The organism is Bradyrhizobium genosp. P, from assembly GCF_049949265.1.
In the GTDB taxonomy this organism is placed as follows: Bacteria; Pseudomonadota; Alphaproteobacteria; order Rhizobiales; family Xanthobacteraceae; genus Bradyrhizobium.
In genome coordinates this window covers 5,600,226-5,624,249 of record NZ_CP188195.1, presented here as the reverse complement: position 1 = coordinate 5,624,249, position 24,024 = coordinate 5,600,226, and the positions used below count along the sequence as shown (strand labels likewise).

Annotated in this window: 25 protein-coding genes and 2 pseudogenes; 17 read left to right on the top strand and 10 right to left on the bottom strand. The window is 63.8% G+C overall.

Annotated elements, in window-relative coordinates; all coding sequences use genetic code 11:
* Positions 1–29: 29 nt before the first annotated feature.
* Positions 30–287, top strand: a complete 258-nt coding sequence (locus ACP2YO_RS27295) for a hypothetical protein (RefSeq protein ID WP_426434259.1) — start codon at positions 30–32, stop codon at positions 285–287.
* A 5-nt stretch (positions 288–292) separates the two neighbouring features.
* Here the strand turns inward: ACP2YO_RS27295 and ACP2YO_RS27290 are convergent, their stop codons facing one another.
* On the bottom strand, positions 293–1,384 hold the full coding sequence (locus tag ACP2YO_RS27290) for an adenylate/guanylate cyclase domain-containing protein (protein WP_426434258.1): 1,092 nt from the start codon (positions 1,382–1,384) through the stop codon (positions 293–295).
* A gap of 76 nt (positions 1,385–1,460) precedes the next feature.
* Here ACP2YO_RS27290 and ACP2YO_RS27285 point away from each other — a divergent pair.
* Positions 1,461–1,912 (top strand): annotated as a pseudogene (locus ACP2YO_RS27285) (SRPBCC family protein).
* Between the two features lie 185 nt (positions 1,913–2,097).
* On the top strand, positions 2,098–2,667 hold the full coding sequence (locus ACP2YO_RS27280; protein WP_426434257.1) for a histidine phosphatase family protein: 570 nt from the start codon (positions 2,098–2,100) through the stop codon (positions 2,665–2,667).
* 44 nt (positions 2,668–2,711) lie between these two features.
* On the opposite strand, the gene ACP2YO_RS27275 is transcribed toward ACP2YO_RS27280, so the two are convergent.
* Complete coding sequence (locus tag ACP2YO_RS27275) at positions 2,712–2,879, bottom strand: hypothetical protein (protein ID WP_426434256.1); 168 nt, start codon at positions 2,877–2,879, stop codon at positions 2,712–2,714.
* A gap of 30 nt (positions 2,880–2,909) precedes the next feature.
* Positions 2,910–3,551, bottom strand: a complete 642-nt coding sequence (locus ACP2YO_RS27270) for an HD domain-containing protein (protein WP_426434255.1) — start codon at positions 3,549–3,551, stop codon at positions 2,910–2,912.
* Between the two features lie 240 nt (positions 3,552–3,791).
* Between ACP2YO_RS27270 and ACP2YO_RS27265 the strand changes: the two genes are divergently transcribed.
* On the top strand, positions 3,792–4,757 hold the full coding sequence (locus ACP2YO_RS27265) for a GlxA family transcriptional regulator (RefSeq protein WP_426434254.1): 966 nt from the start codon (positions 3,792–3,794) through the stop codon (positions 4,755–4,757).
* On the opposite strand, the gene ACP2YO_RS27260 is transcribed toward ACP2YO_RS27265, so the two are convergent.
* On the bottom strand, positions 4,744–5,139 hold the full coding sequence (locus ACP2YO_RS27260) for an MmcQ/YjbR family DNA-binding protein (protein ID WP_426443322.1): 396 nt from the start codon (positions 5,137–5,139) through the stop codon (positions 4,744–4,746). The two genes, ACP2YO_RS27265 and ACP2YO_RS27260, sit on opposite strands and share 14 nt — an antisense overlap.
* Positions 5,140–5,334: 195 nt before the next feature.
* Here ACP2YO_RS27260 and ACP2YO_RS27255 point away from each other — a divergent pair, with 195 nt between their 5' ends.
* The 3 genes from ACP2YO_RS27255 (at position 5,335) to ACP2YO_RS27245 (ending at position 7,398) form a co-directional block, all read left to right on the top strand.
* Positions 5,335–5,955: a PadR family transcriptional regulator gene (locus tag ACP2YO_RS27255; protein WP_426434253.1), complete on the top strand. Its 621-nt coding sequence runs from the start codon at positions 5,335–5,337 to the stop codon at positions 5,953–5,955.
* A 26-nt stretch (positions 5,956–5,981) separates the two neighbouring features.
* On the top strand, positions 5,982–6,629 hold the full coding sequence (locus ACP2YO_RS27250) for an O-methyltransferase (RefSeq protein WP_426434252.1): 648 nt from the start codon (positions 5,982–5,984) through the stop codon (positions 6,627–6,629).
* A gap of 76 nt (positions 6,630–6,705) precedes the next feature.
* Positions 6,706–7,398 carry a GNAT family N-acetyltransferase gene (locus tag ACP2YO_RS27245; protein ID WP_426434251.1) on the top strand — a complete coding sequence of 231 codons (693 nt, stop codon included), beginning with the start codon at positions 6,706–6,708 and terminating at the stop codon, positions 7,396–7,398.
* A gap of 29 nt (positions 7,399–7,427) precedes the next feature.
* Here the strand turns inward: ACP2YO_RS27245 and ACP2YO_RS27240 are convergent, their stop codons facing one another.
* Positions 7,428–9,344 carry a right-handed parallel beta-helix repeat-containing protein gene (locus ACP2YO_RS27240; RefSeq protein WP_426434250.1) on the bottom strand — a complete coding sequence of 639 codons (1,917 nt, stop codon included), beginning with the start codon at positions 9,342–9,344 and terminating at the stop codon, positions 7,428–7,430.
* A 160-nt stretch (positions 9,345–9,504) separates the two neighbouring features.
* Positions 9,505–10,829: pseudogene (locus ACP2YO_RS27235) on the bottom strand (TROVE domain-containing protein).
* Between the two features lie 1,455 nt (positions 10,830–12,284).
* Here ACP2YO_RS27235 and ACP2YO_RS27230 point away from each other — a divergent pair.
* Complete coding sequence (locus tag ACP2YO_RS27230; RefSeq protein ID WP_092113334.1) at positions 12,285–12,629, top strand: Lin0512 family protein; 345 nt, start codon at positions 12,285–12,287, stop codon at positions 12,627–12,629.
* Positions 12,630–12,736: 107 nt separating this feature from the next.
* Here ACP2YO_RS27230 and ACP2YO_RS27225 read toward each other — a convergent pair whose 3' ends face one another.
* Positions 12,737–13,606: an SDR family oxidoreductase gene (locus ACP2YO_RS27225; RefSeq protein ID WP_426434249.1), complete on the bottom strand. Its 870-nt coding sequence runs from the start codon at positions 13,604–13,606 to the stop codon at positions 12,737–12,739.
* 136 nt (positions 13,607–13,742) lie between these two features.
* Here ACP2YO_RS27225 and ACP2YO_RS27220 point away from each other — a divergent pair, with 136 nt between their 5' ends.
* The 4 genes from ACP2YO_RS27220 (at position 13,743) to ACP2YO_RS27205 (ending at position 17,381) form a co-directional block, all read left to right on the top strand.
* Positions 13,743–14,447 (top strand): glutathione S-transferase family protein, encoded by a 705-nt coding sequence (locus ACP2YO_RS27220; protein ID WP_426434248.1) that lies wholly within the window; start codon positions 13,743–13,745, stop codon positions 14,445–14,447.
* Positions 14,448–14,490: 43 nt separating this feature from the next.
* On the top strand, positions 14,491–15,819 hold the full coding sequence (locus ACP2YO_RS27215) for a dicarboxylate/amino acid:cation symporter (RefSeq protein ID WP_426434247.1): 1,329 nt from the start codon (positions 14,491–14,493) through the stop codon (positions 15,817–15,819).
* A gap of 39 nt (positions 15,820–15,858) precedes the next feature.
* Positions 15,859–16,905 carry an alpha/beta fold hydrolase gene (locus ACP2YO_RS27210; RefSeq protein WP_426434246.1) on the top strand — a complete coding sequence of 349 codons (1,047 nt, stop codon included), beginning with the start codon at positions 15,859–15,861 and terminating at the stop codon, positions 16,903–16,905.
* A gap of 104 nt (positions 16,906–17,009) precedes the next feature.
* The gene (locus ACP2YO_RS27205; RefSeq protein WP_426434245.1) at positions 17,010–17,381 is read left to right on the top strand and encodes an ArsC family reductase; all 372 of its coding nucleotides are present in this window, start codon (positions 17,010–17,012) and stop codon (positions 17,379–17,381) included.
* On the opposite strand, the gene ACP2YO_RS27200 is transcribed toward ACP2YO_RS27205, so the two are convergent.
* Both ACP2YO_RS27200 and ACP2YO_RS27195 read right to left on the bottom strand, forming a co-directional pair.
* Complete coding sequence (locus ACP2YO_RS27200; protein ID WP_426434244.1) at positions 17,374–17,991, bottom strand: hypothetical protein; 618 nt, start codon at positions 17,989–17,991, stop codon at positions 17,374–17,376. The two genes, ACP2YO_RS27205 and ACP2YO_RS27200, sit on opposite strands and share 8 nt — an antisense overlap.
* A gap of 3 nt (positions 17,992–17,994) precedes the next feature.
* Positions 17,995–18,597: a PAS domain-containing protein gene (locus ACP2YO_RS27195; RefSeq protein ID WP_426434243.1), complete on the bottom strand. Its 603-nt coding sequence runs from the start codon at positions 18,595–18,597 to the stop codon at positions 17,995–17,997.
* Between the two features lie 341 nt (positions 18,598–18,938).
* On the opposite strand from ACP2YO_RS27195, the gene ACP2YO_RS27190 reads away from it, so the two are divergent.
* From ACP2YO_RS27190 to ACP2YO_RS27170, 5 genes are all read left to right on the top strand, one after another.
* The gene (locus ACP2YO_RS27190; protein ID WP_426434242.1) at positions 18,939–19,694 is read left to right on the top strand and encodes an ABC transporter ATP-binding protein; all 756 of its coding nucleotides are present in this window, start codon (positions 18,939–18,941) and stop codon (positions 19,692–19,694) included.
* A complete protein-coding gene (locus ACP2YO_RS27185) occupies positions 19,687–20,430 on the top strand; it encodes an ABC transporter ATP-binding protein (protein WP_426434241.1) in 744 nt (247 codons plus the stop codon). Before ACP2YO_RS27190 ends, ACP2YO_RS27185 begins: the two co-directional genes overlap by 8 nt.
* 30 nt (positions 20,431–20,460) lie before the next feature.
* Complete coding sequence (locus ACP2YO_RS27180; protein WP_426434240.1) at positions 20,461–21,684, top strand: ABC transporter substrate-binding protein; 1,224 nt, start codon at positions 20,461–20,463, stop codon at positions 21,682–21,684.
* Positions 21,685–21,748: 64 nt separating this feature from the next.
* The gene (locus ACP2YO_RS27175; RefSeq protein WP_426434239.1) at positions 21,749–22,612 is read left to right on the top strand and encodes a branched-chain amino acid ABC transporter permease; all 864 of its coding nucleotides are present in this window, start codon (positions 21,749–21,751) and stop codon (positions 22,610–22,612) included.
* 1 nt (position 22,613) lies between these two features.
* Positions 22,614–23,582, top strand: coding sequence for a branched-chain amino acid ABC transporter permease (locus ACP2YO_RS27170; RefSeq protein ID WP_426434238.1), 969 nt, complete (start codon positions 22,614–22,616; stop codon positions 23,580–23,582).
* 32 nt (positions 23,583–23,614) lie between these two features.
* On the opposite strand, the gene sugE is transcribed toward ACP2YO_RS27170, so the two are convergent.
* Entirely contained in the window at positions 23,615–23,929 is a 315-nt protein-coding gene (sugE, locus tag ACP2YO_RS27165) for a quaternary ammonium compound efflux SMR transporter SugE (protein WP_426434237.1), read from the bottom strand.
* Positions 23,930–24,024: the final 95 nt, after the last annotated feature.

Below are 24,024 nucleotides of genomic sequence, written 5' to 3'. Positions count from 1 at the left end.
ACGGGAAACGCCACGTCCACGGAGATCGAATGATGACCGACCGCGGAATCGGAACACGCCAGGATTGGCTTGCGACACGGTTCGGCGGATATGGCCATGTCGTGGCGCGCTTTCTCGCGCTGGCGGCAGCTCCGACCTTCGCGGTCATGGCGCTGATCGCCGCCATCGGACCCGCCGACATGCTCTGCGCAACCATGCAGGGACCGTTTTCGCTTGGCGGCATGGTTCCGATGTATGCGCTGATGAGCGCGTTCCATCTGGCGCCGTGGCTGCGGCTCATCCGATGACCGGGTCAATCGTTCGGCAGCGTGAAGACGGCGCATGGCAGCGCGATGCCGCGCAGTTCATGCATGCCGAGCGCGACCAGCGGCATCTCGGTCTCGGCGGCGAGCACACCCGAGACCAGCACCGTCTGCTCCAGCGGCTTGCACAACCCTTCGAGCCGGCTGACGAGATTGACGGCAGAGCCGATCGCCGTGAAGTCCAGCCGGTCGGCGGCGCCGATATTGCCCCAGTGCACTTCGCCGAGATGCAGCGCCGCGCCGAATGGCAGCGGCGGCAGCCCCTGCTTGCGGCGCGCGGCATCGAGATGTGTCATTCCGACACGCGCGGCCGACACTGCGCGCAGCGCTGCCTCGCATGCACTGCGCGCGCCTGTCGTGACCGGAAAGATCGCGAGCAGACCGTCGCCGATGAATTTCAGCACCTCGCCGCCGAAGGCATGGATCGCGCCGGCGATGCGATCGAACCAGGCGTCGAGTGCCGCGATCACCTCGGCCGGCGGATGGTTTTCGGAGAGCGCCGTGAAGCCGCGCAAATCGGCATAGAGCAGAGCGGCCTGAATGGTCTCGCCGGTGTTGCGTCGCAACGGGGATGCCAGCACGCGTGCTGCGCTGCGCCGGCCGAGATAGGCCTCCAGCGCCGCGATCAACGTGGCACGCGCGGTGAGGGCTGCCAGCGGTGCCGCAGCAAAACGCGCGGCTTGGCACAATCGATCGGTCTCGTCGTTGGTGAACGGGCGCGTTCCGATCCAGCTGAGCGTCGGCCCATCCGGCCGCGATCCGATCATGTCTTCATGCACCGGGCCCTGTGCAAGCCCGTGAAGCCAGCGCCGGCCGGCATCGCCGGAAGGGCCCGCATCCGGCACCGTGAATGCCTCCTGCGGCGCGAAGCCCAGGGCTTCGATGACATCGCCATTATTCGCCTGCCACAGCCAAGTGCGCCTCGCGATCAGCGGATGCGGAACCTGGAGCGTCAGCGCGCCGCCGGCGAGCGGCAGGCCATCCACAAGCAGGTGGGCACCGAGTTCCGCCAGCAACCGGTTGGCGCCCGCGGTCTCGGCGGCGGCGTCGACCAGCCAGGTCAGCGTCGAAGACAACTGCATCAGCCCATCATGGGGTTGACGCACTGGCCTTGTCACGCGCTATCCCCATCACCAGATCGCCATGGGAGGATGATCGATGACCGAAGCCTTCATCGTAAAACGCGAGATCCAGATCGCCGCTCCGCCGGCACCGTGTTCGCCTTCCTGACCGATCCGCAGAAGATCGTGAGCTGGATGGGTCTCGAAGCATCGACCGAGTTGCACCCGGGCGGACTCTTCTATCTCAAGGGCGTCGCTGGCGACCACGCGCGGACCGCGCGTGGCGCGTTCCGCGAAGTCGTGCCGGTGCATCGTCTCGCCTACAGTTTCGGCTGGGAGGGCGGCGAAGAGATGCCGCCGGGATCGAGCCTGATCGAGATCGACCTGATCGACAAGGACAGCGGCACGCTTTTGCGCATGACCCATAGCGGCCTGCCGAACGCAGCGCAGTGCGCAAGCCACGACAAGGGCTGGGCCCATTATCTCGACCGGCTCGCGGGCTCGGCCACAGGCCAGGATCCCGGTCCTGACAGCGGCCCGGCGCACTAGGCTGGAGATCGTCCGTGAAGGGAGTGGCGCCGCCACGGGCGGCGTTGGTTGCGGGTCGCGGTAAACACCCTTAGATAGATAATATATCCTACACCCTGTTTTGATTGTATGACGGAAATAGCTTCGATAGGATCGGCGCGGCCTACGATATTTCCAAATGCCAACGCTTTTGCCGCGAGGTCGACATGGATGCGCTCACGCTTTTCATCATTCGCCACGCCGAGAAGCCCGGAGACGTCTGGCCGGGGCCTGGTCTCATGACGGATGGCGCGTCCGACACGGAATCGCTGGTGATCCGCGGCTGGCAGCGCGCCGGGGCTTGGGCGGCGCTGTTCGGCACCGACCTCACCAAGGGCGACTATGTCAAGCCTGACGCCATCTATGCCGCGACGCCGGGACCCGACAATGAACCCAACCAGCCGCCAAGCCGCCGGCCGGCCGAGACGATCTCGGCGCTCGCCGCGCGGCGGAAGCTGACGCCGAACGAAAGCTTCGCCAAGGGTTCCGAGCCGCAACTCGTCCCCGCGCTGCTGGCATTGAACGGCGTCGTGCTGCTGTGTTGGGAGCACAAGTCGATCATCGCCGACATCCTTCCGCTGATCCCGGTCAGCAAGGGCACCCCGCCGACCAAATGGGAAGGCAGCCGCTTCGACGTCGTGCTGCGCTTCGACCGTGCCAAGGGCGACGACAAGTTCGCGTTCAGGGAACTGTTTCCGAAATTGCTGTCAGTCGATTCCGACACGCCGCTCGGATAGCGAGGCGAGCGGCGTATCCGGTTGGTCGAGATGCCCGCCGCGTTTCAATCGATGCGCATCGACGAGATCGGGTCGCTGCAGGGAAAGCTGTCCTCGAGCGCGACGGCGAGCCAATAATCTGCTCGGATCGGATGGTCATCGATACGCAAATTGTCTTCCGCGCTACTTGCGCGTTCGGTGTCGGCGTAGCCTGTCTTGATGGCGATGGTCATGGTCGTCTCCCGTTAGTTCCTGGCGTTGCGTCATCCCGGCCATTTCGAGCCGAGGATGATTGAGCAGAAATTCACTCGGCTGTAGGTCGGGTCCTTCAGCGCCAACACGTCGGCCTTGACGTTGCCGAAGGTGGTCAGCGGCTTTCGGATGATGCCGTTGGCGAAGTGATCGATGATGTTTTCCTTGAAGTTTGCCTCGCGCGGATGATGCGCGCAGACATGGTCGCGGTGCTCGTGCGAGAAATCGTCATAGGCGATGCCGAGCACGTCCATCTCGACACCGGCGGTCACCAGCGCGATGGTGGGCCGCATGTGTTCGGGAACGCCTGGCGTGGTGTGCAGCGCGATCGAGGTCCAGACGTCCTCGATGTCGCGCTCCGGCACACGATAGCTCTTGAGGAAGGTGCGCGCGGCGTTGGCGCCATCGACCTCGAAACGCAGATCGCGGCTCGCATGCGCCTCGGTCAGCCCCATGTCGTGGAACATGGCACCGATATAGAGCAGCTCGGGATCGAACTTCAGCTCGCGGCGATTGCCGGTCAGCGCGCCCCAGAAGAACACGCGGCGGCTGTGATTGTAGAGCAGGTCGTCCTCGGTATCGCGGACGAGCTGCGTGGCGGCGCGAGCCATGGCGCTGTCGGGGACACGGATACCGGCGATGATCTCGGTCATTTCAAGATGCTCCTTGATGTGGCAAGACGATGCCGTGGCGTGAAAACACGCGTCCGGCGGTCCAACTCTGCGGTGTGTTCGGACCGCCTGACGACGCGATCCGTTAAGCGCTTTGTCGCCCGTTTTGGCCGCCGGCCGCAACGATCGCGCGCCGCCGGATTGGGCCATCGGCACGTCGTTTTGCGCCAGCAGGGCAGCGGGTGGACAAGGAGAGGGCAAGAAAAAGGGCAAGAAAAAGGGATGGCTGTTCAGAGGGTCGCGATCGCAATCCACGATGGCGTACAGGCGCTCGATGTCGCGGGCCCGGTCGACGTGTTTGCTGAGACCAACGGCTTTGTGGCCGGAGGCGACGGCTACGAGACGGTTCTGGTCGCGGTCGACTGCGCGCCGTTGCGGGCCTCGAACGGCATGAAGATGGCGGCCGATCTCAGCTTTGACGATGCACAGGAGGCCTTCGACATCGTCCTGGTTGCCGGTGGTCCGGCACTGCCTGACGCTGCGCCGGATGCCGCGATGATGCAGTGGCTGCGTTGGGCATCGGCGCGTGCCGGGCTCTACGGCTCGATCTGCACCGGCGCCTTCGCGCTCGGCCATGCGGGGCTGCTCGACGGCCACAAGGTGACGACCCATTGGCAGAACGCGGCGCACCTTGCCGCGCGTTTTCCGGCCGCCGAGGTGATGCACGACCGTATCTACATCCGCGACGGGCGGCTGATGACATCGGCGGGCGTGACGGCCGGCATCGATCTTGGGCTCGCCCTGGTCGGCGAGCGGCATGGTCCGCAGGTTGCGGTCGCGGTCGCAAAACGGCTGGTCGTGGTGGCGCAGCGCCAGGGCGGCCAGTCCCAGTTCAGTCCTTATCTGACGGCACCGGTCGACGAGGATTCGCCGATTGCACGGGCGCAGGCCCAGGTCATGCAGCATGTCGGCGCGCGGCATACGCTGCAGTCGCTGGCCGAAATCGTCGGCATGAGCGTGCGCAATTTCGGCCGCGCCTTCGCGCAGGAGACGGGTCTCACGCCGCACGAATTCGTCGAGCGCGCGCGGATCGATGCGGCGCGGCGGCTGCTCGAGGGCAGCGACCGGCCCTTGAAGGCTGTGGCCTTTGACTGCGGCTTCGGCTCCGCGGACCGCATGCGCATTGTGTTCAGCGAGCGGCTCGGCGTATCGCCGGCGCAATACCGGTCGAGCTTCAGGAAGGTCTGATCGCGCGGCCGGTCAGTCCAGGCCCAGCGTCTTCCAACCCGAGTGCCTTGCGCGATTTGCGCGTCAGCTTCGCGGCGATCAGCGCATGCGCCTGGTCGAGATAGGCCTTGAGCTCGGCGTCGGGCAGGGCGCTGTTGCCGACCAACTGCACCCATTTGGCGCGCGCGAGGTACGGCGCCGGTCGCGCGAAACCCTGCTCGATCAGGAGCTGAAAGGCCATGGTCGAGGTCTTGAACATGAAGCCGCCGGATCGCTCGATGAAGCCGCCTGATAGCGCGAACATCTTGTCGCCGACCTTGAACACCGACGTGCCTTCCCACTGCACCACCTTGGTGGTGGCGGGGAGGTGCAGACAATGGGTTTCGAACGTCTTCGGGCGCATGACATCGCGGGAATTGGAGACCGGCCTCAAGCCATAGGCCGGCTGCGCGAATGCCGACAAGCCTGATGTCGCGGTCAAAGGCCGCCCGCCGAGTTGGCCGGGCGCGGTCGGCGGGTAGGCGTTCACGAAAACGTGGGTTGGCAGAAAGAGCATCTCAAAATATATCGTAAGATATGTTTTATGAACGAGGTAACCATGTTTAGAAATCGAGACGACGACGGCTTCCGGTTTGGAATTTTCGCCATGGGCCGGCATGGCGGACGGCATCAGCGCTTTGGCCGCGGCGGCCACGGCTTTTTCGGGCGCGGCGGCGGCCGCGACTTTCCAGGCTCCCGGCGGCTCTCGTCGCAGGACCTGCAGCTCGTGATCCTGGCGCTGCTCGGCGAACGCCCCGCGCATGGCTATGAGCTGATCAAATTGATCGAGGAGCGTTCCGACGGCTTCTACAGCCCGAGCCCGGGCGTGATCTATCCGGCGCTGACTTATCTCGAGGAGATCGGCCACGCCAGCATCACCCAGGATGCCGCGCGAAAGCTCTACAGCATCACCGAGCAGGGCAAGGCGCATCTGGCCGAGAACCGTGCCACGGCGGATGCCATCCTCGAGGCGCTGTCGCGCATCGGCCGCCGCATGGAGGAGGTGCGCGAAGCCTTCGCCGGCGCCGGCGATATCGATGGCGACCCGTCCGACGATCTGCACCGTGCCCGCCATGCGCTAAAGCGCGCGCTGCGCGCCAAGCATGGCTCTGACGCTGCCGAGGCGCGGCGCGTCGCAAAAATCCTGGAGCGCGCTGCCGCCGAGATCCTGCAGCAGTGACGCCGTCGCACCGAAGGAGACATGTCATGTCTGACGATCGACCGCACAGTGCGATTGCCGACCCACGCGTCACCGCCGTCATCGATCGGCTGCAGGCCGCGCGCAGCAGGCCTGCCGGCGGTGGGCCGCGCGGTGGTTCCGGCAGCCGTGATCCGCACGCCTATGCCGAGCAGGGCTTCTCGATCCACCCCGAGCAGGGCGAGCTGATCTATCTGCTGTGTCGCGGCATCGGCGCCAAGCGTGTCGCCGAATTCGCGACCTCGATCGGGATGTCGACGCTCTATTTCGCCGCCGCGGTACGCGACAATGGCGGCGGCACCGTGATCGGCTCGGAGATCGTGCCGGCCAAGGTCGCGACCGCCAAGCGCAACCTCACCGACGCTGGCGTTGCCGACTATGCCGAGATCCGCGAGGGCGATGCACGCGAGACGCTGCGCGATCTCGGCGTCCCCGTGGATTTCATCCTGATCGATGGCTGGCCGGGTGATACCGGGCCAACACTGGCGCGCCAGGTGATCGAGATCGTTGCCCCGCAATTGCGGGTCGGCGGCTATGTCATGAACGACAATGCCGAGCCGGATTTCCTGGAGTTCGTGCGCGATCCCAAGAACGGCTTCCTGTCGATCACGCTGCCGCTGAAAGGCGGCACGGAGCTATGCCTGAAGGTGGCGTGAATCAGGCACGCCGCCGGGACTGGATTTCGCTGACGGTTGCTGCTCTGCTCCCAGCAAAACGGGAGCGAAGCACCGCATGTCAGCATCATCGTCCCATCCGCTGGATCATCCGATCTGGAGTGCGCTAACCACCCGGCAGCGGGCCCTGGCGGAAGGCGGCGCCGCCGCGCGCCGCTTTCCGGTCGAGATCGCGCCGTTCGCCGATATGGTTGACATGTCGGAGAATAGCTTTGCCGCGCTCGGCGATTTGCTGTCGGGGCCGGAGATCGCGGTGCTGTTCACGCCTGAGGCCGTCACCGCGCCCCCGGCGTTCAAGGTCCTGCTGGCCGAGACCGGCGAGCAGATGATCGGCACGCCGGCTGAGTCCTCGCTGTCCGGTGTCGAGATCGTCACGCTCGGCGCGGCAGATGTTCCGGCCATGATGGCGTTGACGGAATTGACCAAGCCGGGCCCGTTCGGCGCGCGAACGCACGAACTCGGCACCTTCCTCGGCATCCGCGTCGACAGCGAACTGGTGGCGATGACCGGCGAGCGGATGAAGCCGGGCAATTACACCGAGATGACGGCGGTCTGCGTGCATCCAGCTCACCGCGGCCGCGGCTATGCGCAGGCGCTGCTGTCGGCGGTCTCACGCCAGATCGTGGCGCGGGGAGAGATTCCCTTCCTGCATGTCTTCAGCAGCAACGCGTCGGCGATCGCGCTGTACCGGCGCCAGGGGATGGAGATTCGCTGCCGTCTGCACATCACAGTGTTGCAGAAGCAGGGGTGAGGGCGAAGTGAACCGGTCGTCGCGTCGGCTCATGCCAGCCGGTTGTTGGCGAGATGCACCGTGTGCTTGTCGCAGGTGGGATCGATCGCGACCGCATTGGTCGCGATCCGGCCGCGCGCGGCGATGTTGTTGCTGATTTCGACGTTCCTGCTGCGGCCGACATAGATCGCGCTGTTCGGCTTGATGCCGTAAAGCCCGCCCGCCCCAAACGTATTGCCGCGGACAAAGGTCTGGCCGATCTGGTTGCCGGATATCTTCACGCCGTCGGCATTGCTGACGAAGATCGCGTAGATGAAGGAATTGTCGATGTGGTTGCCCTCGATGATGACGCGCCGGTTCTGGACATTGTCCGGAAATCCCCTGACGCCTTCGGGCGCGACCATGCCGACATAGATTGTGCCGAGCACACCGCTGCCGTCGGTCAGTTCATTGGCGCCGTTGACGCAATGGCTGAAGCGGTTGTTGCGGAACGCGAGGTTGTCGGCAAACCCGGACTCCGACCAGAATCCGATATCGCTTCCCGCCTGCAGCGCGACCCCGGTCGCGAACGTGAACTGGCAGTTCTCGACAATGACGTTCGGCGCCTTCATCAGCACGCGGCCGCAGGCGTGGAAACTGCAACGCAGCACGGTGGCGCCGGATCCGATATGGGTCAGCGAGGAGACGGCGTCGCCGACCTTCAGCGGCAGGTCCTGTTGCAGCACGACGTCGTAGATCAGGTCCGGCTGGGTGGTCGGGCTGCGGTTTTTCCAGAGCTGGGCGATCTTCGCCTTCAATTCGGGCGCGTGGCGCTTGGTCAGTTGCTCTGCCTTGCTTCGCCCGAGCGAGCGGAAGGTCGCATGGTCGCAGCTCTCGACGTCGTCGCCGGCTAAAAGCCCGATGTCCCATTTCGGGCTGAGTAGGACGCGCCGAGGCGCCGGTTTAGCCACGACGTAATAGTAGAAGCCGTGCACGTTGATGGCGTCGTCGGAAGTGTTGGCGAAGCTGCAATCCTCAAAGGTCGGGCCGAAGGCGACCGCGGTGAAATGCGAGCCGTCCGAATTGGTCGAGATCAGGCGGTCGGTCGCAGCTCCCTTCGGCCGGGGGCCCGGAACGACCGAGACCTTTTGCAGCAGCATCGAGCCTTCGCCGCCGTTCTCCAATATCCCCATGCCCGGCGAGGCCATCAACTTCACGTCGATCAGGCTCGTCGCAACGCTGGAGTCGATCCCGATCGCGGTCGCGCCGCTGTTGGAGATCGCGACCACGTCGCCGATGGCGATCGGCAACTGGCTCGGGAAACGGTCATTCGCGCCCCACGCCAGATGCACCTTGATCAGCCCGTCACTAAGGCGCGTCACGTGGGCCGGCGAGAGGAAATCCCTCGCGCCGGTCTTCAGCGCGCGGTTGTGCCGGTCCATCACCTTGAAGAACCCGTCCGTGATGGTGGCGAGCAGCGCAGCATCGTCGGGATAGCCGGGATCGACCTTCACCGTAATCTCGATCGCTGGCTTGTCGAAGGCGGCGATGGTGCCTTGGATGAACGGCAGCGGGTCGTAGTCGATGGCGAGATCGCGCACCGTGAGATGGTTGCAGCCTGAGATCGCGAGCGTCCCGGTGCGCGCGGTATTGATCAGTTGCGCGCCATTGCCGTTGAGTTCGAAGCCGTGCAGCCCCTTGAACGCGAGTGGCCGTTTGATCCGGTAGCTGGCGTTCTTCTCGAGGTTGAGCACGATATGCACCGGCCCGGCCTTGGCGGCATCAGCCGCCGCCTTGGCGATCGCCGCCAGCGCCTTGGCAAAGGCGGCGTCGGCATCGCCGCCTGACGTCGCGGTGAAGGTCGCCATCTCGAAACTGGCCGCGCCCGGAACCGGCGTCTGTTCGGCGCGGCTCTCGGAGCCGAGCAGGGGGCTTGCGACGAAACAGGTGGCGAGCGTCAGGGCCCGCCGGCGGCTGAGCTGTAACATGCGAGGCTCCGTCCGGTATTGCGGTTGGAACTATCCGCCTGCCCGGATGAACCGCAGCCGAACGAAGGGTGCGGCGACCGCGGGCGTCTTGTGACTAAACTCAAAAAATGGGCCCGGGCACGCGACGCGCGTGTCCGGGCCCGTTGTTGTCTGATGCAAATCAATGCACCGTCTGTTCCGACGCTTCGATCCAGGCGATGACGGCCTCGGAGAAGCCGTCGACCCGCGTCCACGGCCCGTGGCCGACGCCGTGCGATACGACGCCACATTGACCATGTATCCGCGTCCCTTGGGGGCGGGCACCTGGTCGTGGCTCTGCTCGTCGGTAAAGACGATCAGGCGATCGCCCTTGCGGTCGATCTCCGTCACGGCCTTGCCGAGATAGGTGCCACCGTGCGGCTGCGAGCCGATGATCGCATCGCGCAGTGCGAAGCCACGGCGCGGCGGCAGCTTCACGACCTCATTGCTGAACGTGAAGATCTCCACCCCGTCGCAGACCTCGCGGGCGAGGATCGCAAGGCCGCATGCCGCCTCCGCCCGCGTCATCTCCGACTGTGCCGAGAGCGGGGTGAACATCGATCCCGACACGTCGATCAGGAGCCGCGTGCGGCCGTCAAGCCGCGCGTAGTCCTTGACCGACTTCAGCATTGCGGCCTCGAGCTCGGGCTCGAAGTCCGGCGCGTAGCGCGCCGCCGTGATGAAGCGGTAGGGCAGGACGCGGTCCGTCCGCATCGCCTCGATCGCGTCCGCGATGGTTCGGCGCGGCACCTCCGCCTTCTGCATCAGGCGCAGGTTGCGGAGCAGCGCCAGCCCGCCGAGCTTGTTCTCGGCGATCAGCCGCTCGAAGGTCCCGCGCTTGTCCTTGCCGGACGAGAGCGACACCTCCCAGGTATCGGGCGAGGCCAGCTCGCCGTCGACGAGCTGCTTCCACACCTTCTCCTGCGTGGCGTCCTTCGGCTTGGCGTGCACCAGGAACAACACGTCCTTGATGCGCACCGCGCCGTCGCGATCGTACTTCGCAAGCTGGTAGGCGTCGAACTTGGTGAGCGCCCGTGCCAGGCCCTTCTTGACCTGCGCCGAGACGGGCTGACGCTTGCGCTGCTGCAACGGTCCGAGCGCATCCGCCCAGTAGATTGCAAGCAGCTCCGTCATCTCGTCCGGGCGCTGGATCACCCGAGCGATTGTGTCGGCGACCAACGCGCGGTGCTTCTCGTGCCGCGCCATCTCGCGGATCACCAGCAGCGGCGCATGCCGCAGCTTCATGACCTCGCGCGCGGCGATGGCGAGATTGGCCACACGCGCGGGCTCGACCTTCGGCACCAGCGCCTTGATGCGATCGGCGATCGCAACCCCGTCCTCGTAGAACTGGTCCTCCCAGAGGAGGCAGTTCATCAGCGCGCGCCGCAGCTCCATCTCGGGCGTGAAGCGCTTTCCGCGCGCGCCCTCACGGGTGAGAGCGCGCACGATCTTGTTGATCGTGACCATGATGGCCTCCTCTTGGGTTGAGTATGGATTGAAAACGGGTGCCGGGGAACAGGCGAGGCTGGACTGCCCTTGCGGGCTTCGCATGCTCTACCACTGAGCTACGGACTTGCGTCCGGAGGGATTCGAACCCTCGACCTTGCGATTAGCGAAGTAACAGCGCTCTTCACCACCGGCATTTCTAGAACCACGATCCGGGAACATGCGATTGCTGAGACCCCAACCGGCAGGTGCTCTGCCGGCCGAGTAGCGCTCTACCGCTGAGCTACCGGCGCATACGACGCCGGGCGGGATTCGAACCCGCGACCTCTCGTGGTTCAAACGATGTAACAGCGATCTTCACCACGGACCGTGGAGAGGGTAGGCGGGGAACAGGTGATGCTGTTGCCGCTCCGAAGAGCAAGTGACTGAGCTACGGCATTGCTGCCGGCGGGATTTGAACCCGCGACCTCCGACCGCAAGCGATCGGCGCTCTACCGAAGTAACAGACATCTTCACCACCGCCTGGCCGGCGTAACAACGCCGGCCATTGATGGGTACGCTGGGGAACAGGCGATATCGGTTTTGATCAGTGACGCAACACGGATCATCCTTGCGGAGCAAGACCGTGCCGGGGCGCGTGCGAACCTCGCGAGGCCGCTCCCCGGTGCGTGCGTCAAAGGCGGGAGTCGAACCCGCTTTCACCATGGCGCGAAGTATCCGAGATCTTCACCACCAGCGTCGGTTGGGCCGCGAAGATGCGGCCAACCATGGAATATCTAACGCGGCGCTATCGACGCGCCGCACATTGCGAACTCCTTGGAGTTCGCTCTGCCATCGGTATCCGGCTCATCGCCTCGTTCCCTCTGACAGGCCCCGCGCACTTGGGCACACGCGTCTTCGCGCGAGCCCCGGGATCCGGGTCTCCCGTTCCGGCTTCTCGCCGGGCAGTTCGAATGAGCCGTGCTTCGGACAACAAAAAACCCTCCGGAGCGGCTGGCTCGGGAGGGTCCACGTGATGCGGACTATCGACCTCGTGTTAGGCGAGATCGCTCCCATGAGCCGGGCGTGAGCTATCGATCGGCCGAAGGCCGTTCGATAGTTGGCGGGATTTTTCAAATCCGGTGTGCATCAGTCGGGCTCATGTTTGATCGCGAACGCAACTGCTCGCGAAGGCCGCGGGAAATACGCCCAGTCTGTTCGGATGTCAACAGGGATACTGCTCCTCGTGCAATCGCCCCTGCTGTCCGTGAAGCTGGCAGCGCGCCAGAGCGAAGCGGACACGGTTTGGTTGTTGCACCGGGCCCATGGGTGCGATCGGCACCCGGCTTTCCCTGCGCCCTCCATGATAAGAGGGCAAACGAGGAGCAAAGCTCGGGCTCATTTTGCCGCGAGATCGCGAACGCATGACTTGACGTCGCTGTCGCCGCGGACGATGGAGGAGGAAGTCCTTCACGCCAACGACAACAGGGAATTCTCATGACACGCGTGCGCTGTATCACCGAAATGGGCATGGGCGTCGATGTTCACGGCCGCGACGCCACCAAGGCCGCCAAGCGGGCTGTTTCGGATGCGATCCGCCACTCCAGCCTCGGCTTCTTCCGCATGCTCGGCAAGACGGCGAACGACATGTTCGTCGATGTCACGATCGCCGTGCCGAATCCGGAGGCGGTCGATACCGATGCGGTTGCCAAAGAACTGCCCTACGGCACCAAGACGGTGAAGGCGATCGCGGGCGGGCTCGAAATCCCGTCGGATCTCGGCAATGATCCGATCCTCATCGCGAACGCCGCTGTCATTGTCAGTTTCGACGACGGCAAATGATCCCTAGGGTGAGCAAGGCAAAGCGTGCCCACCATCGCGAGCACCATGTTGAATGGTGGCACGGTGCGAAGGGCCCCGCCTTTGCCACCCTACAATCTTCGATGATGTCAATCGTCGCCCTTGAAATAATCCGGCTTGCCGGTGGTCCAGGTCTCGCCCCAATGCTGGCCGCCGCCGTCCACGGTCAGCGTCTCGCCGGTGATGAATTTGCCGGAGGGGCCGGCGAGATAGACGCTGGCCTCGGCGATGTCCCAGGGCGAACCTGGTCGCATCATCGGGTTGGAGCGCGGATAGGCGGCCCGCGCATGCTCAGGGTAGACGTTCCATCCTTCGGTTTCGATCGCCCCGGGGGCGATGCAGTTGACGCGAATGTTGAGCGGCGCCCATTCGACCGCGAGCGCGCGCGACAGCCCGATCACGCCGGACCGCGCCGCGATCGTGTGTGCGATGCCGTAAAGGCCGTGGGTCGTGACCACGACGATGTTGACGATGCTGCCGGGCGCTTTCCGGTTACGCCAGCGCTGCGCCGCGGCCTGCATCATGTACCAGGTGCCATTGAGGTTGGTGTTGATGACCGCATTCCAGCCCTTGGTGGAAAAATCGATCGCGGCCTGCGGAAACTGCCCGCCGGCGCTGTTGACCAGGATATCGACGCGGCCGTGCGCAGCCCATGTGGCATCGAACATCGCGTTGACGGCGTCGGCGTCCTTGATGTCGGCGACATGCGCGGATGCTTTCAGGCCACGGCGCCCGAGGTCGCCGACAAGCGAATTCAGCTTGTCGCTGTTGCGGCCGACCACGACGACATCAGCGCCGAGCCGCGCAAACAGAAAGGCGATCGCACGTCCGATGCCGCCGGCGCCCCCGGAGATGACGACCACATGACCGGCCAGCGCCTCGGCCGCGAATACGGTCGGGTGGGCCGCGAGTTCGTCGTCGGAGAGGCCGAGCTTTACGGGCGTTGGGTCATCGTTCATGGTCGGCACGGCCCTTGCGGCTTGCAGCGGGGTCCGTACATTAGAGCATGATCCGGAAAAGTGGGCACCGGTTTTCCGAACAGACCATGCTCAAACGAAAAGTCCAGCCGACAACAACCACGCAAAGATCGTCGATATGACCGACCTGTCAGCCTTCCCCATCACCAGGCGCTGGCCAGCCCAGCAGCCGGATCGCCTGCAACTCTATTCGCTGCCGACGCCGAACGGGGTGAAGGTCTCGATCATGCTCGAGGAGATCGGGCTGCCCTATGAGGTTCATCTCGTCGACTTCAACACGGACGACCAGAAGACACCGGAATTCCTTTCGCTGAACCCGAATGGTAAAATCCCGGCCATCCTCGATCCCGACGGTCCCGGCGGCAAGCCGCTGCCACTGTTCGAATCTGGCGCCATCCTGCAGTACCTGGCCGAGAAGACCGGCCAGCTGTTGCCCGCGGACCCGGCGCGCCGCTACAAGACGATCCAGTGGGTTCATTTCCAGATGGGCGGCATCGGGCCGATGTTTGGTCAGGTCGGCTTCTTCCACAAATTCGCTGGCAAGGATTATGAGGACAAGCGGCCGCTGCAGCGCTACGTCGCCGAGTCCAAGCGCCTGCTCGGGGTGATGGAGACGCACCTTGCGGGGCGGCAATGGTTCATGGACGACGACTACTCCATCGCCGACATCTCGATGATCGGCTGGGTGCGCAATCTCAACGGATTCTACGGCGCCGGCGAACTCGTCGGGTTCGACCAGTTCAAGCATGTTTCAGCCTGGCTCGAACGCGGCCTCAAGCGGCCGGCGGTGGAGCGCGGGCTGAATATTCCAAAGCGGCCGTGACTACGGCATCGTAAAAATCATAACTGTCAGTCGGGGGGACTTCATGACCACAGACGCGATCAAGCCGGTTGTCCGGCCACATCATCAACCCTGGTACAAGATTCTGTACATCCAGGTGCTGATCGCAATCTTCGCAGGCGTCCTGATCGGACATTTCTATCCCGATCTTGGCAAGGCGTTGAAGCCGCTCGGCGACGGCTTCATCGCGCTGATCAAGATGATGATCGCGCCCGTGATCTTCTGCACCGTCGTGCACGGAATCTCCTCGATGGGCGATCTCAAGCGCGTCGGCCGGGTCGGGTTGAAGGCGCTGGTCTATTTCGAGATGGTGTCGACGGTCGCGCTTGCGTTCGGCCTTCTGGTCGGCGAGGTGCTGCAGCCGGGCCGCGGCTTCAACATCGATCCCGCCACGATCGATCCGAAGTCGGTCGCGACCTACGTCACCCAGGCGAAGGCAGACGGCATCGTCGCCCATCTGATGGCGATCATTCCGGACAGCTATCTCGGCGCGTTGTCGCGTGGCGACCTGTTGCAAGTGCTGCTGATCTCGATCCTCTCCGGTTTCGCCATCGCGCTGATGCGCAAATCCGGCGAGCCGATCGCCGCGGCGATCGACAAGGCCGCCCAGATGTTCTTCGGCATCATCCGCATGATCGTCCGCGTCGCGCCGCTCGGCGCCTTCGGCGCCATGGCGTTCACGGTCGGCGCCTACGGTCTCGGCTCGCTTGTGAACCTGGCGGCGCTGATCGCCACCTTCTATCTCACCAGCGTGCTGTTCGTGCTGATCGTGCTGGGGGCGATCGCGCGGCTCGCCGGCTTCTCGATCATCCGCTTCATCGCCTATATCAAGGATGAGCTGTTGATCGTGCTCGGCACCTCTTCGTCCGAGACCGTGCTGCCGCAGATGATCCAGAAGATGGAGCATCTCGGCGCCTCGCGCTCGGTGGTCGGCCTCGTGATCCCGACCGGCTACAGCTTCAATCTTGACGGCACCAACATCTACATGACGCTGGCGACGTTGTTCCTGGCGCAGGCCACCAACACCCATCTGACGATCTGGCAAGAGCTCGGCATTCTCGGCATCGCCATGATCACCTCGAAGGGCGCTTCGGGCGTCACCGGCGCGGGCTTCATCACGCTCGCCGCAACGCTGTCGATCGTGCCTGACATTCCGATCCAGTCGATCGCGATCCTGGTCGGCATCGACAAGTTCATGAGCGAGTGCCGCGCGCTGACCAATCTGATCGGCAACGGCGTTGCCTGCGTGGTGATCAGCCTGTCGGAGGGCGAACTCGACAAGGACGCACTGCACCAGACCATGGCGCATCCGATCGAGCTCGGTGAGGCGCTGGAGCCGGGCGGAGCCGGGTAAGTAAATCCGGCACGCCGACACCGGACGCAGGAGATCGCCATGTCGCAATCCATCAATCGGCAACGCCGTCGCTTCCTTGGCGTCGCCGGCGGGACGCTCGCCGCCACCGGCTTCGGCATCATCGCACCGGCGCACGCGCAGTCCGCCGCCAAGGCGACGTTGCCCGCGATCAAGACGGGCGCGCATACCTCGCTCGGCCCGGTGAAGCAGATCGATGCCGGCGTGCTCAATGTCGGTTACGTCGAGATGGGCCCGACCTCCGGTCCCGCCGTCATCCTGCTGCACGGCTGGCCCTACGACATCCACAGCTACGCCGACGTGGCGCCGGCGCTGGCTGAGGCCGGTTACCGCGTGATCGTGCCGCATCTGCGCGGCTACGGCACCACGCGCTTCCTCTCCGGTGACACGATGCGCAGCGGTCAGCCGGTAGCGGTTGCCACGGACATCATCGCGCTGATGGATGCATTGAAGATCGAGAAGGCCGTGCTTGGCGGTTACGATTGGGGTGCGCGGACCGCCAATATCATGGCGGTGCTCTGGCCGGAACGCTGCAGGGCCATGGTGTCGGTGAGCGGCTATCTGATCGGCAGCCAGCAGGCCGGCAAGATGCCGCTGCCGCCGAAGGCCGAGCTGCAATGGTGGTACCAGTTCTATTTCGCCACCGAGCGCGGCCGCGAGGGCTACGCCAAGAATCGGCACGACTTCAACAAGCTGATCTGGCAGATCGCCTCACCGAAGTGGAATTTCGACGACGCCACCTTCGATCGTAGCGCTACAGCGTTCGACAATCCTGATCACGTCGACATCGTGATCCACAATTATCGCTGGCGGCTCGACGTCGCCGAAGGCGAATCGAAGTTCGATGCGTTCGAGAGGACGCTTGCCCAGGCACCGGTCATCGCAATTCCGACCATCACGATGGAAGGCGATGCCAACGGCGCGCCGCATCCGGAGCCCGCAGCCTACGCCAAGAAGTTCTCCGGCCACTATGAGCACCGGCTCGTGACCGGCGGCATCGGTCACAATTTGCCGCAGGAGGCACCCAAGGCGTTCGCCCAGGCCGTCATCGACGTCTCTCGGGCCTGAGAGCGGAGGCGCGGTAACGTCGATGTGGAGACCGCCACGGTCCGATCTGGCGCAGGCGTCGCTGCGGGGCTAATTTCCCGGCGCAACGCATGCGGGGAACGGCATTGACCATCACAATCTACGGAATCAAGAACTGCGACACCATGAAGAAGGCGCGGGCCTGGCTCGACGATCACGGCGTCGCCTACGATTTTCACGACTACAAGGCATCAGGCATCGCCAAGGACAAGCTCAAGCAGTGGAGCGGCGAAGTCGGCTGGGAGACGCTGCTCAATCGCGCCGGGACCACCTTCAGGAAGCTGCCCGACGGCGACAAGGAGGCATTGAACGAGCGCAAGGCGCTGGCGCTGATGGCCGACCAGCCGTCGATGATCAAGCGTCCGGTGCTCGATCTCGGGTCCAAGCGCGTGGTCGGCTTTAGGCCGGACACTTACGCCAAGGAAGTGCCGGCGAAGGCGCGGAAGAAGGCTAGATGAGTTCGGCCGTATCGAACTCCGACGAACGCTGTAACGGGACGAAGCTGCGATCGATCACGGCCCTGACGACGACGACCGGCACGGCCTTCGGCGTCACGCCCATCAGATTGTTGAGCGTGAAGCCGCCTTCGATGCTGATCGCCTTGTAGGAGCCGATCAGCTGCTCGACCGTGTCGCCGCGCCCGAACGGCAGCAGCAGCCGTTCATAGGAGACGTCCTTGCCGTCGGCGTCCTGCACCGTCGCAACCGTGTAGGTCGGACGCCTTCGTGCCAGGCACGCGCGATACGACAGGATGACACCGGCGTAACGCTGCGGGCCGATCGCGTCGTCCAGATAGCGGTTGGTCCGCCGCGCCGGATCGACGTGCTCGTTGCCATAGGCGGTGGTCAGCCGGGCGCCTTCCTGCATGATCAGGAAGCGGGCGGCATCGCCGCTGCCGACCACATCGAACCCCATCATGTCGGCTCGCTCGTCCGTCGTACCGTCGGAATGAAAGTCGCAGAGCAGCGGAAGCGCATTCGGCTGCCGCAATGCGCGCAGCCAGGCGTTCAACAGGACGCGCTGCGTGATCGATTTGATCACCGATGGATCGGCACTTGCGAATTCCATCTTCTAGCCGAATTCAAGCACATCCCCGAACGGGATGCGACCGGGGGCACGATGGAACAGGTCGCGATCGATGATGGCGCGCAGCCTGGGCTCAGGCAGCCTGTCGTTACCGCGCATCAGATTGCGGATTTCGAAGCTGCCATCTGCGCTGATCGTCTTCAGTGACGCGATCAGATGAGTGACCGGCCCGCCATCCGAGAACGGCAGCAGCAGCCGCTCATAGGCGACGACATGGCCATAGACGTCATCGATATCGGCGATTGTGTAGGCAGGAAGGCGGCGGGCGATGCATTCGTGGTAGACCGGCATCACGATCGGCGCGAGCCGCGGCCCGAGATAGTCGTCGAGCAGGCGGCCCTTGCCGGTGTGTCCGTAGGCATTCGACATCCGGGTGCCGTCGCTCTGGATCGTCAGCTGTGCCGGCTGAGTCGTCGTATCGACCGTGAAGAACACCAGGTCCGGCAGATCTTCCTCGATCCGCTCCGGCTGATACTCCTCCATCCGCGGAATGACCTGCTCGCGGGCATAGAGTCTCAGCCACGTGTTCAGGAAATCACGTTGCCTGATCGACTTGACGACCGACGGATTGGCGCTCTCGAACTGCAAGGGAAGGTCCCGCTTCTCTGTCCAAACCGCCGGAGCCTCTGCCACAGACGGAAATATTCTATGAAAGCACCGGAACGGGGCAAAACACCGTTAACGGCCGCTTTCCGGCGCGCGAAGCGTTGGCCGGATGCTATTCGACTAAGGATCAACCGGAACCGGTATTGCCGATGCCGCACTGCACAGCTTTCTACCTTGCCTAACTGCCGCGGATGACGGCATATTCCGGCCCGGAGGCGGCAGGCTCGGGACGGTTTCCAAGACGTTCGGACAACCTGTCGGGCATGAAAAAACTGGCTACGCGGCGAGAGGCCTCGCAGCGATGGCGTATGGGGGAAATCTATTTGGCCGATGAGTTCATTCTCGAAACCAGCGGATTAACCAAGGAATTCGCGGGTTTCTTTGCCGTTCGCGACGTCGCGCTGAAAGTGCGTCGCGGTCATATTCACGCGTTGATCGGGCCCAATGGCGCCGGCAAGACCACCTGTTTCAACCTGCTGACCAAATTCCTGAAGCCGACGGGAGGCCAGATCCGCTACAAGGGGCAGGACATCACGGCGATGGCGCCAGCGGATGTGGCGCGCCTCGGGCTGGTGCGCTCGTTCCAGATCTCGGCGGTCTTTCCGCATCTGACTGCGCTCGAGAATGTCCGCGTGGCGCTGCAGCGCCAGCACGGTTCGTCGTTCGATTTCTGGCGCTCCAAGAGCGTGCTGGACCGCTACAACAGCCGCGCCCAAGAGCTCCTGAACGATGTCGGTTTGAGCGAATTCGCCAATACGCCGGCCGTCGAAATGCCCTATGGCCGCAAGCGCGCACTTGAAATTGCAACGACGCTCGCACTCGACCCCGAGATGATGCTGCTCGACGAGCCGATGGCCGGCATGGGTCACGAGGATATCGACAAGATCGCCGCGCTGATCAAGCGCATTTCGGTCAAGTACACCATCCTGATGGTCGAACATAACCTCTCGGTCGTGGCCAATCTTTCCGACATCATCACCGTGCTGACGCGCGGACAGGTGCTGGCGGAGGGCAACTACGCCGACCTCTCCAAGGACGAGCGGGTGAAGGAAGCCTATCTGGGAGCGGGTCATGGCTGAGGCGAAACTGGCGGACGCTCCCGCGACGGTCACCGGCGCCGAGGTGCTCTCGGTCAAGGATCTGCAGGCCTGGTACGGCGAATCCCACATCCTTCACGGCATCAATTTCAGCGTCAGGGCCGGCGAGGTGGTGACGCTGCTCGGCCGCAATGGTGCCGGCAAGACCACCACGCTGAAGTCGGTGATGGGCATCATCGGCAAGCGCTCCGGCTCGATCCGCTTCGACAACCAGGAGATCATTCGCGCCACGTCCGACAGGATTGCGCGAATGGGTATCGCGTTCTGCCCGGAGGAGCGCGGCATCTTCTCGAGCCTCGACGTGCGCGAGAACCTGATGCTGCCGCCGGTGGTGCGCGCCGGCGGCCTGTCGCTCGATCAGATCTTCACGCTGTTTCCGAACCTGAAGGAGCGGCTCTTCAGCCAGGGCACCAAGCTCTCGGGCGGTGAGCAGCAGATGCTGGCGATCGCGCGCATCCTGCGCACCGGTGCGCGCTTCCTGATGCTGGACGAGCCGACCGAAGGGCTCGCGCCCGTCATCATCCAGCAGATCGGCCACACCATTGCGCGGCTGAAGTCGGAAGGATTCACGATCCTTCTCGTCGAGCAGAATTTCCGCTTCGCCTCCACTGTTGCCGACCGCTACTACATTGTCGAGCACGGCAAGGTAATCGACGGCTTCGCGAATTCCGAGCTGTCGGCCAATATGGACAAATTGCATACCTATCTCGGCGTCTAAAACAGAAAAAAAGCAGGAAGTGAGGAACTCATGAGGATGAAGTCTTTTACGTCGTTACTATTGGGCACGGCATTGACCCTGGCGGGCACCGGGCTTGCCTTGGCGCAGGACAAGGTCGTCAAAATCGGCTCGCTGTCCGATCAATCCGGGCTGTACGCCGATCTCGGCGGCCCCGGATCGACGCTTGCCGCCCAGATGGCGGTCGAGGATTCCGGCCTGACCGGGAAGGGCTGGAAGATCGACGTCATTTCAGGTGATCATCTCAACAAGCCCGACGTCGGCGTCAACATTGCGCGGCAATGGTTCGACGTCGAGAAGGTTGACGCGATCGTCGACGTGCCCAATTCGGGCGTTGCGCTGGCCGTCAGCAATCTCGTGAAGGAAAAGAACGGGGTCCTGATTGATTCCGCCGCGGGCACCTCCGACCTCACCAACGCGCAGTGCACGCCGAACACCGTTCACTGGACCTTCGATACGTATATGCTGGCGCACGGGACGGGTACCGCCCTGACCAAGGCCGGCGGCAACACCTGGTTCTTCGTCACGGCCGACTATGCCTTCGGCGCGGCCCTCGAGCGCGATACGACGGCGGCGGTCGAGGCGGCGGGCGGCAAGGTGGTCGGCGGCGTCAAGCATCCGCTCAACACCGCAGACTTCTCCTCCTTCCTGCTGCAGGCCCAAGCCTCCAAGGCGAAGGTCGTCGGCCTTGCCAATGCCGGCGGCGACACCACCAACGCGATCAAGCAGGCCGCCGAATTCGGACTGACCGCGGGCGGACAGAAGCTGGCTGGCCTGTTGATGTTCATCTCGGACATCCATTCGCTCGGTCTGAGCACGGCCAAGGGCCTCAACCTGACCGAAACCTTCTACTGGGACATGAACGACCAGACCCGTGCGTTCTCCAAGCGCTTCCAGGCGCGGATGAAGACGCATGCGATGCCGACCATGGCGCAGGCAGGGGTGTATGCGGGCACGCTACATTATCTGAAAGCGCTCGAAGCACTCGGCGGCAACCCGCATGATGGCGCCAAGGTGGTGGCCAAGATGAAGGATATCCCGACCGACGATCCGCTGTTCGGCAAGGGCAGCATCGAGCCCAATGGGCGCGCCATTCATCCGGCCTATCTGTTCGAGGTGAAGTCGCCGGAAGAGTCCAAGGGACCCTGGGATTACTACAAGCTGATGGCCACGATCCCGGCCGACGAGGCCTTCACGCCGCTCGCCAAGAGCACGTGCGCATTGCTGAAGAAATGACGATCATGCCCGCCGGTCAAGGCGTGACCGGCGGGCTTCATCCAGGTAGCGAAAGCTAAAATCGATGCAGGCTCTTTACGCACAGCTTCTGGTGGGACTGATCAACGGCTCGTTCTACGCGCTGCTCAGTCTGGGGCTCGCCGTGATCTTCGGCATGCTCAACATCATCAATTTCGCGCATGGCGCGCTCTACATGATGGGCGCCTTCGTGGCGTATTTCCTGCTCAATCTTGGCGGCATCAATTACTGGTGGGCGCTGCTCCTCGCGCCGATCATCGTGGGCATCTTCGGCATGATCCTCGAGCGCACCATGCTGCAATGGCTGGCCGGGCTCGACCATCTCTACGGGCTGCTCCTGACCTTCGGGCTGGCGCTGATCATCCAGGGCGTATTTCAGAATTACTTCGGCTCCTCCGGGTTGCCCTATTCGATCCCCGACACACTCAAGGGCGGCATGAACCTCGGTTTCATGTATCTGCCGATCTATCGCGCCTGGGTGGTGATCTTCTCGCTGATCGTCTGTCTTGGGACCTGGTACCTGATCGAACGTACCCGGCTCGGCGCCTACCTGCGTGCCGCTACCGAAAACCCGACCCTGGTCCGCGCCTTCGGCATCAACGTGCCACGCATGATCACGCTGACCTACGGCCTAGGCGTTGGGCTTGCCGCGCTTGCCGGCGTCCTGTCGGCGCCGATCAACCAGGTGCGGCCGCTGATGGGCGAGAACGTCATCATCGTGGTGTTCGCGGTGGTGGTGATCGGCGGCATGGGGTCGATCATGGGATCGATCATCACCGGCTTTGCGCTCGGCGTGATCGAGGGACTGACGAAATACTTCTATCCGGAAGCCTCCAACACCGTAGTGTTCGTGCTGATGGTGCTGGTGCTGCTGGTGAAGCCCACAGGACTAACGGGACGGGCGGCCTGACATGACGGCGATGACTGACGACTCAATTCCGGTGACCTCGCGCGGCGTCCACGACGAGATGATCGCGTTTGGCATCATGACGGTGTTGCTTGCGATCGTGCCGTTGACCGGCATCTACCCGTTCTTCGTCATGCAGGCGCTGTGCTTTGCGCTGCTGGCCTGCGCCTTCAATCTCCTGATCGGCTACGGCGGATTGTTGTCGTTCGGCCATGCCATGTTTCTGGGCACGGCCGGCTATGTCACGGCACACGCCCTCAAAGTCTGGGGTCTTCCGCCGGAGCTTGGAATATTGACCGGTACCGCGGCCGCCGCGGCACTTGGCGTCATCACCGGACTGGTCGCCATTCGACGTCAGGGCATCTACTTTGCGATGATCACGCTGGCGCTGTCGCAGCTGCTATACTTCATCTATGTGCAGGCGCCCTTCACCCACGGCGAAGACGGCATCCAGGGCATCCCGCAGGGCCATCTGTTCGGCGTTTTCGACCTCTCCAAGCCGACGGTGCTCTATTACGTCGTGTTGGCCGGCTTCCTCGGCGGCTTCCTCCTGATCTACCGGACCATCAACTCGCCGTTTGGCGAAGTCCTCAAATCGATCCGGGAGAATGAGCCGCGCGCCGTATCGCTCGGCTACAAGACCGATCAGTACAAGCTGCTCGCCTATATCCTGTCGGGAACGCTGGCAGGATTGGCCGGCTCGCTGAAGGTGTTCGTCGCGCAAAATGCATCGTTGACGGACGTCGAAGTGGCGATGTCCGGGCAAATCGTGCTGATGACGCTGGTCGGTGGGCTCGGCACCGTGTTTGGCCCGGTGGTTGGCGCTTTCATCATTGTCGCCATGCAGCAATATCTGTCCGGTCTCGGGCAATGGGTGACGGTGATCCAGGGCGCGGTCTTCGTCGTCTGCGTGCTGACGTTCCGCCGTGGTATCATCGGCGAGATCGGGCATTTTTTCCGGCGGTCGCTGTAGGGCAGGCGGCTAACAGCGGGGTCCTTCGCTGATCAGCCTACCAGCTTCAACCCGGCGATGCCGGCGACGATCAGCCCGATGCTGGCGAGGCGCATCGCGGTCGCCGGTTCGCCGAACAGGATGATGCCGAGCGCCGCGGTGCCGACGGCGCCGATCCCGGTCCAGACCGCATAGGCGGTTCCGATCGGCAGGGTCTTGAGCGCGACGCCGAGCAGGATGACGCTGCCGGCCATCGCCACCAGCGTCAGCGCCGACGGCAGCAGCCGTGAGAAACCTTCGGTGTATTTCAGCCCAATGGCCCAGCCGATCTCGAGCAGACCAGCGACGAACAAGATGGCCCATGCCATAACGAACCCTCCGGATAAGGCAGGGTCGTCCCCGCAGGTGATGTCGTGAGGTGAAGGTCGTCCTTCTCGTACCTTCCCGGGCCATTCCGCCTTGC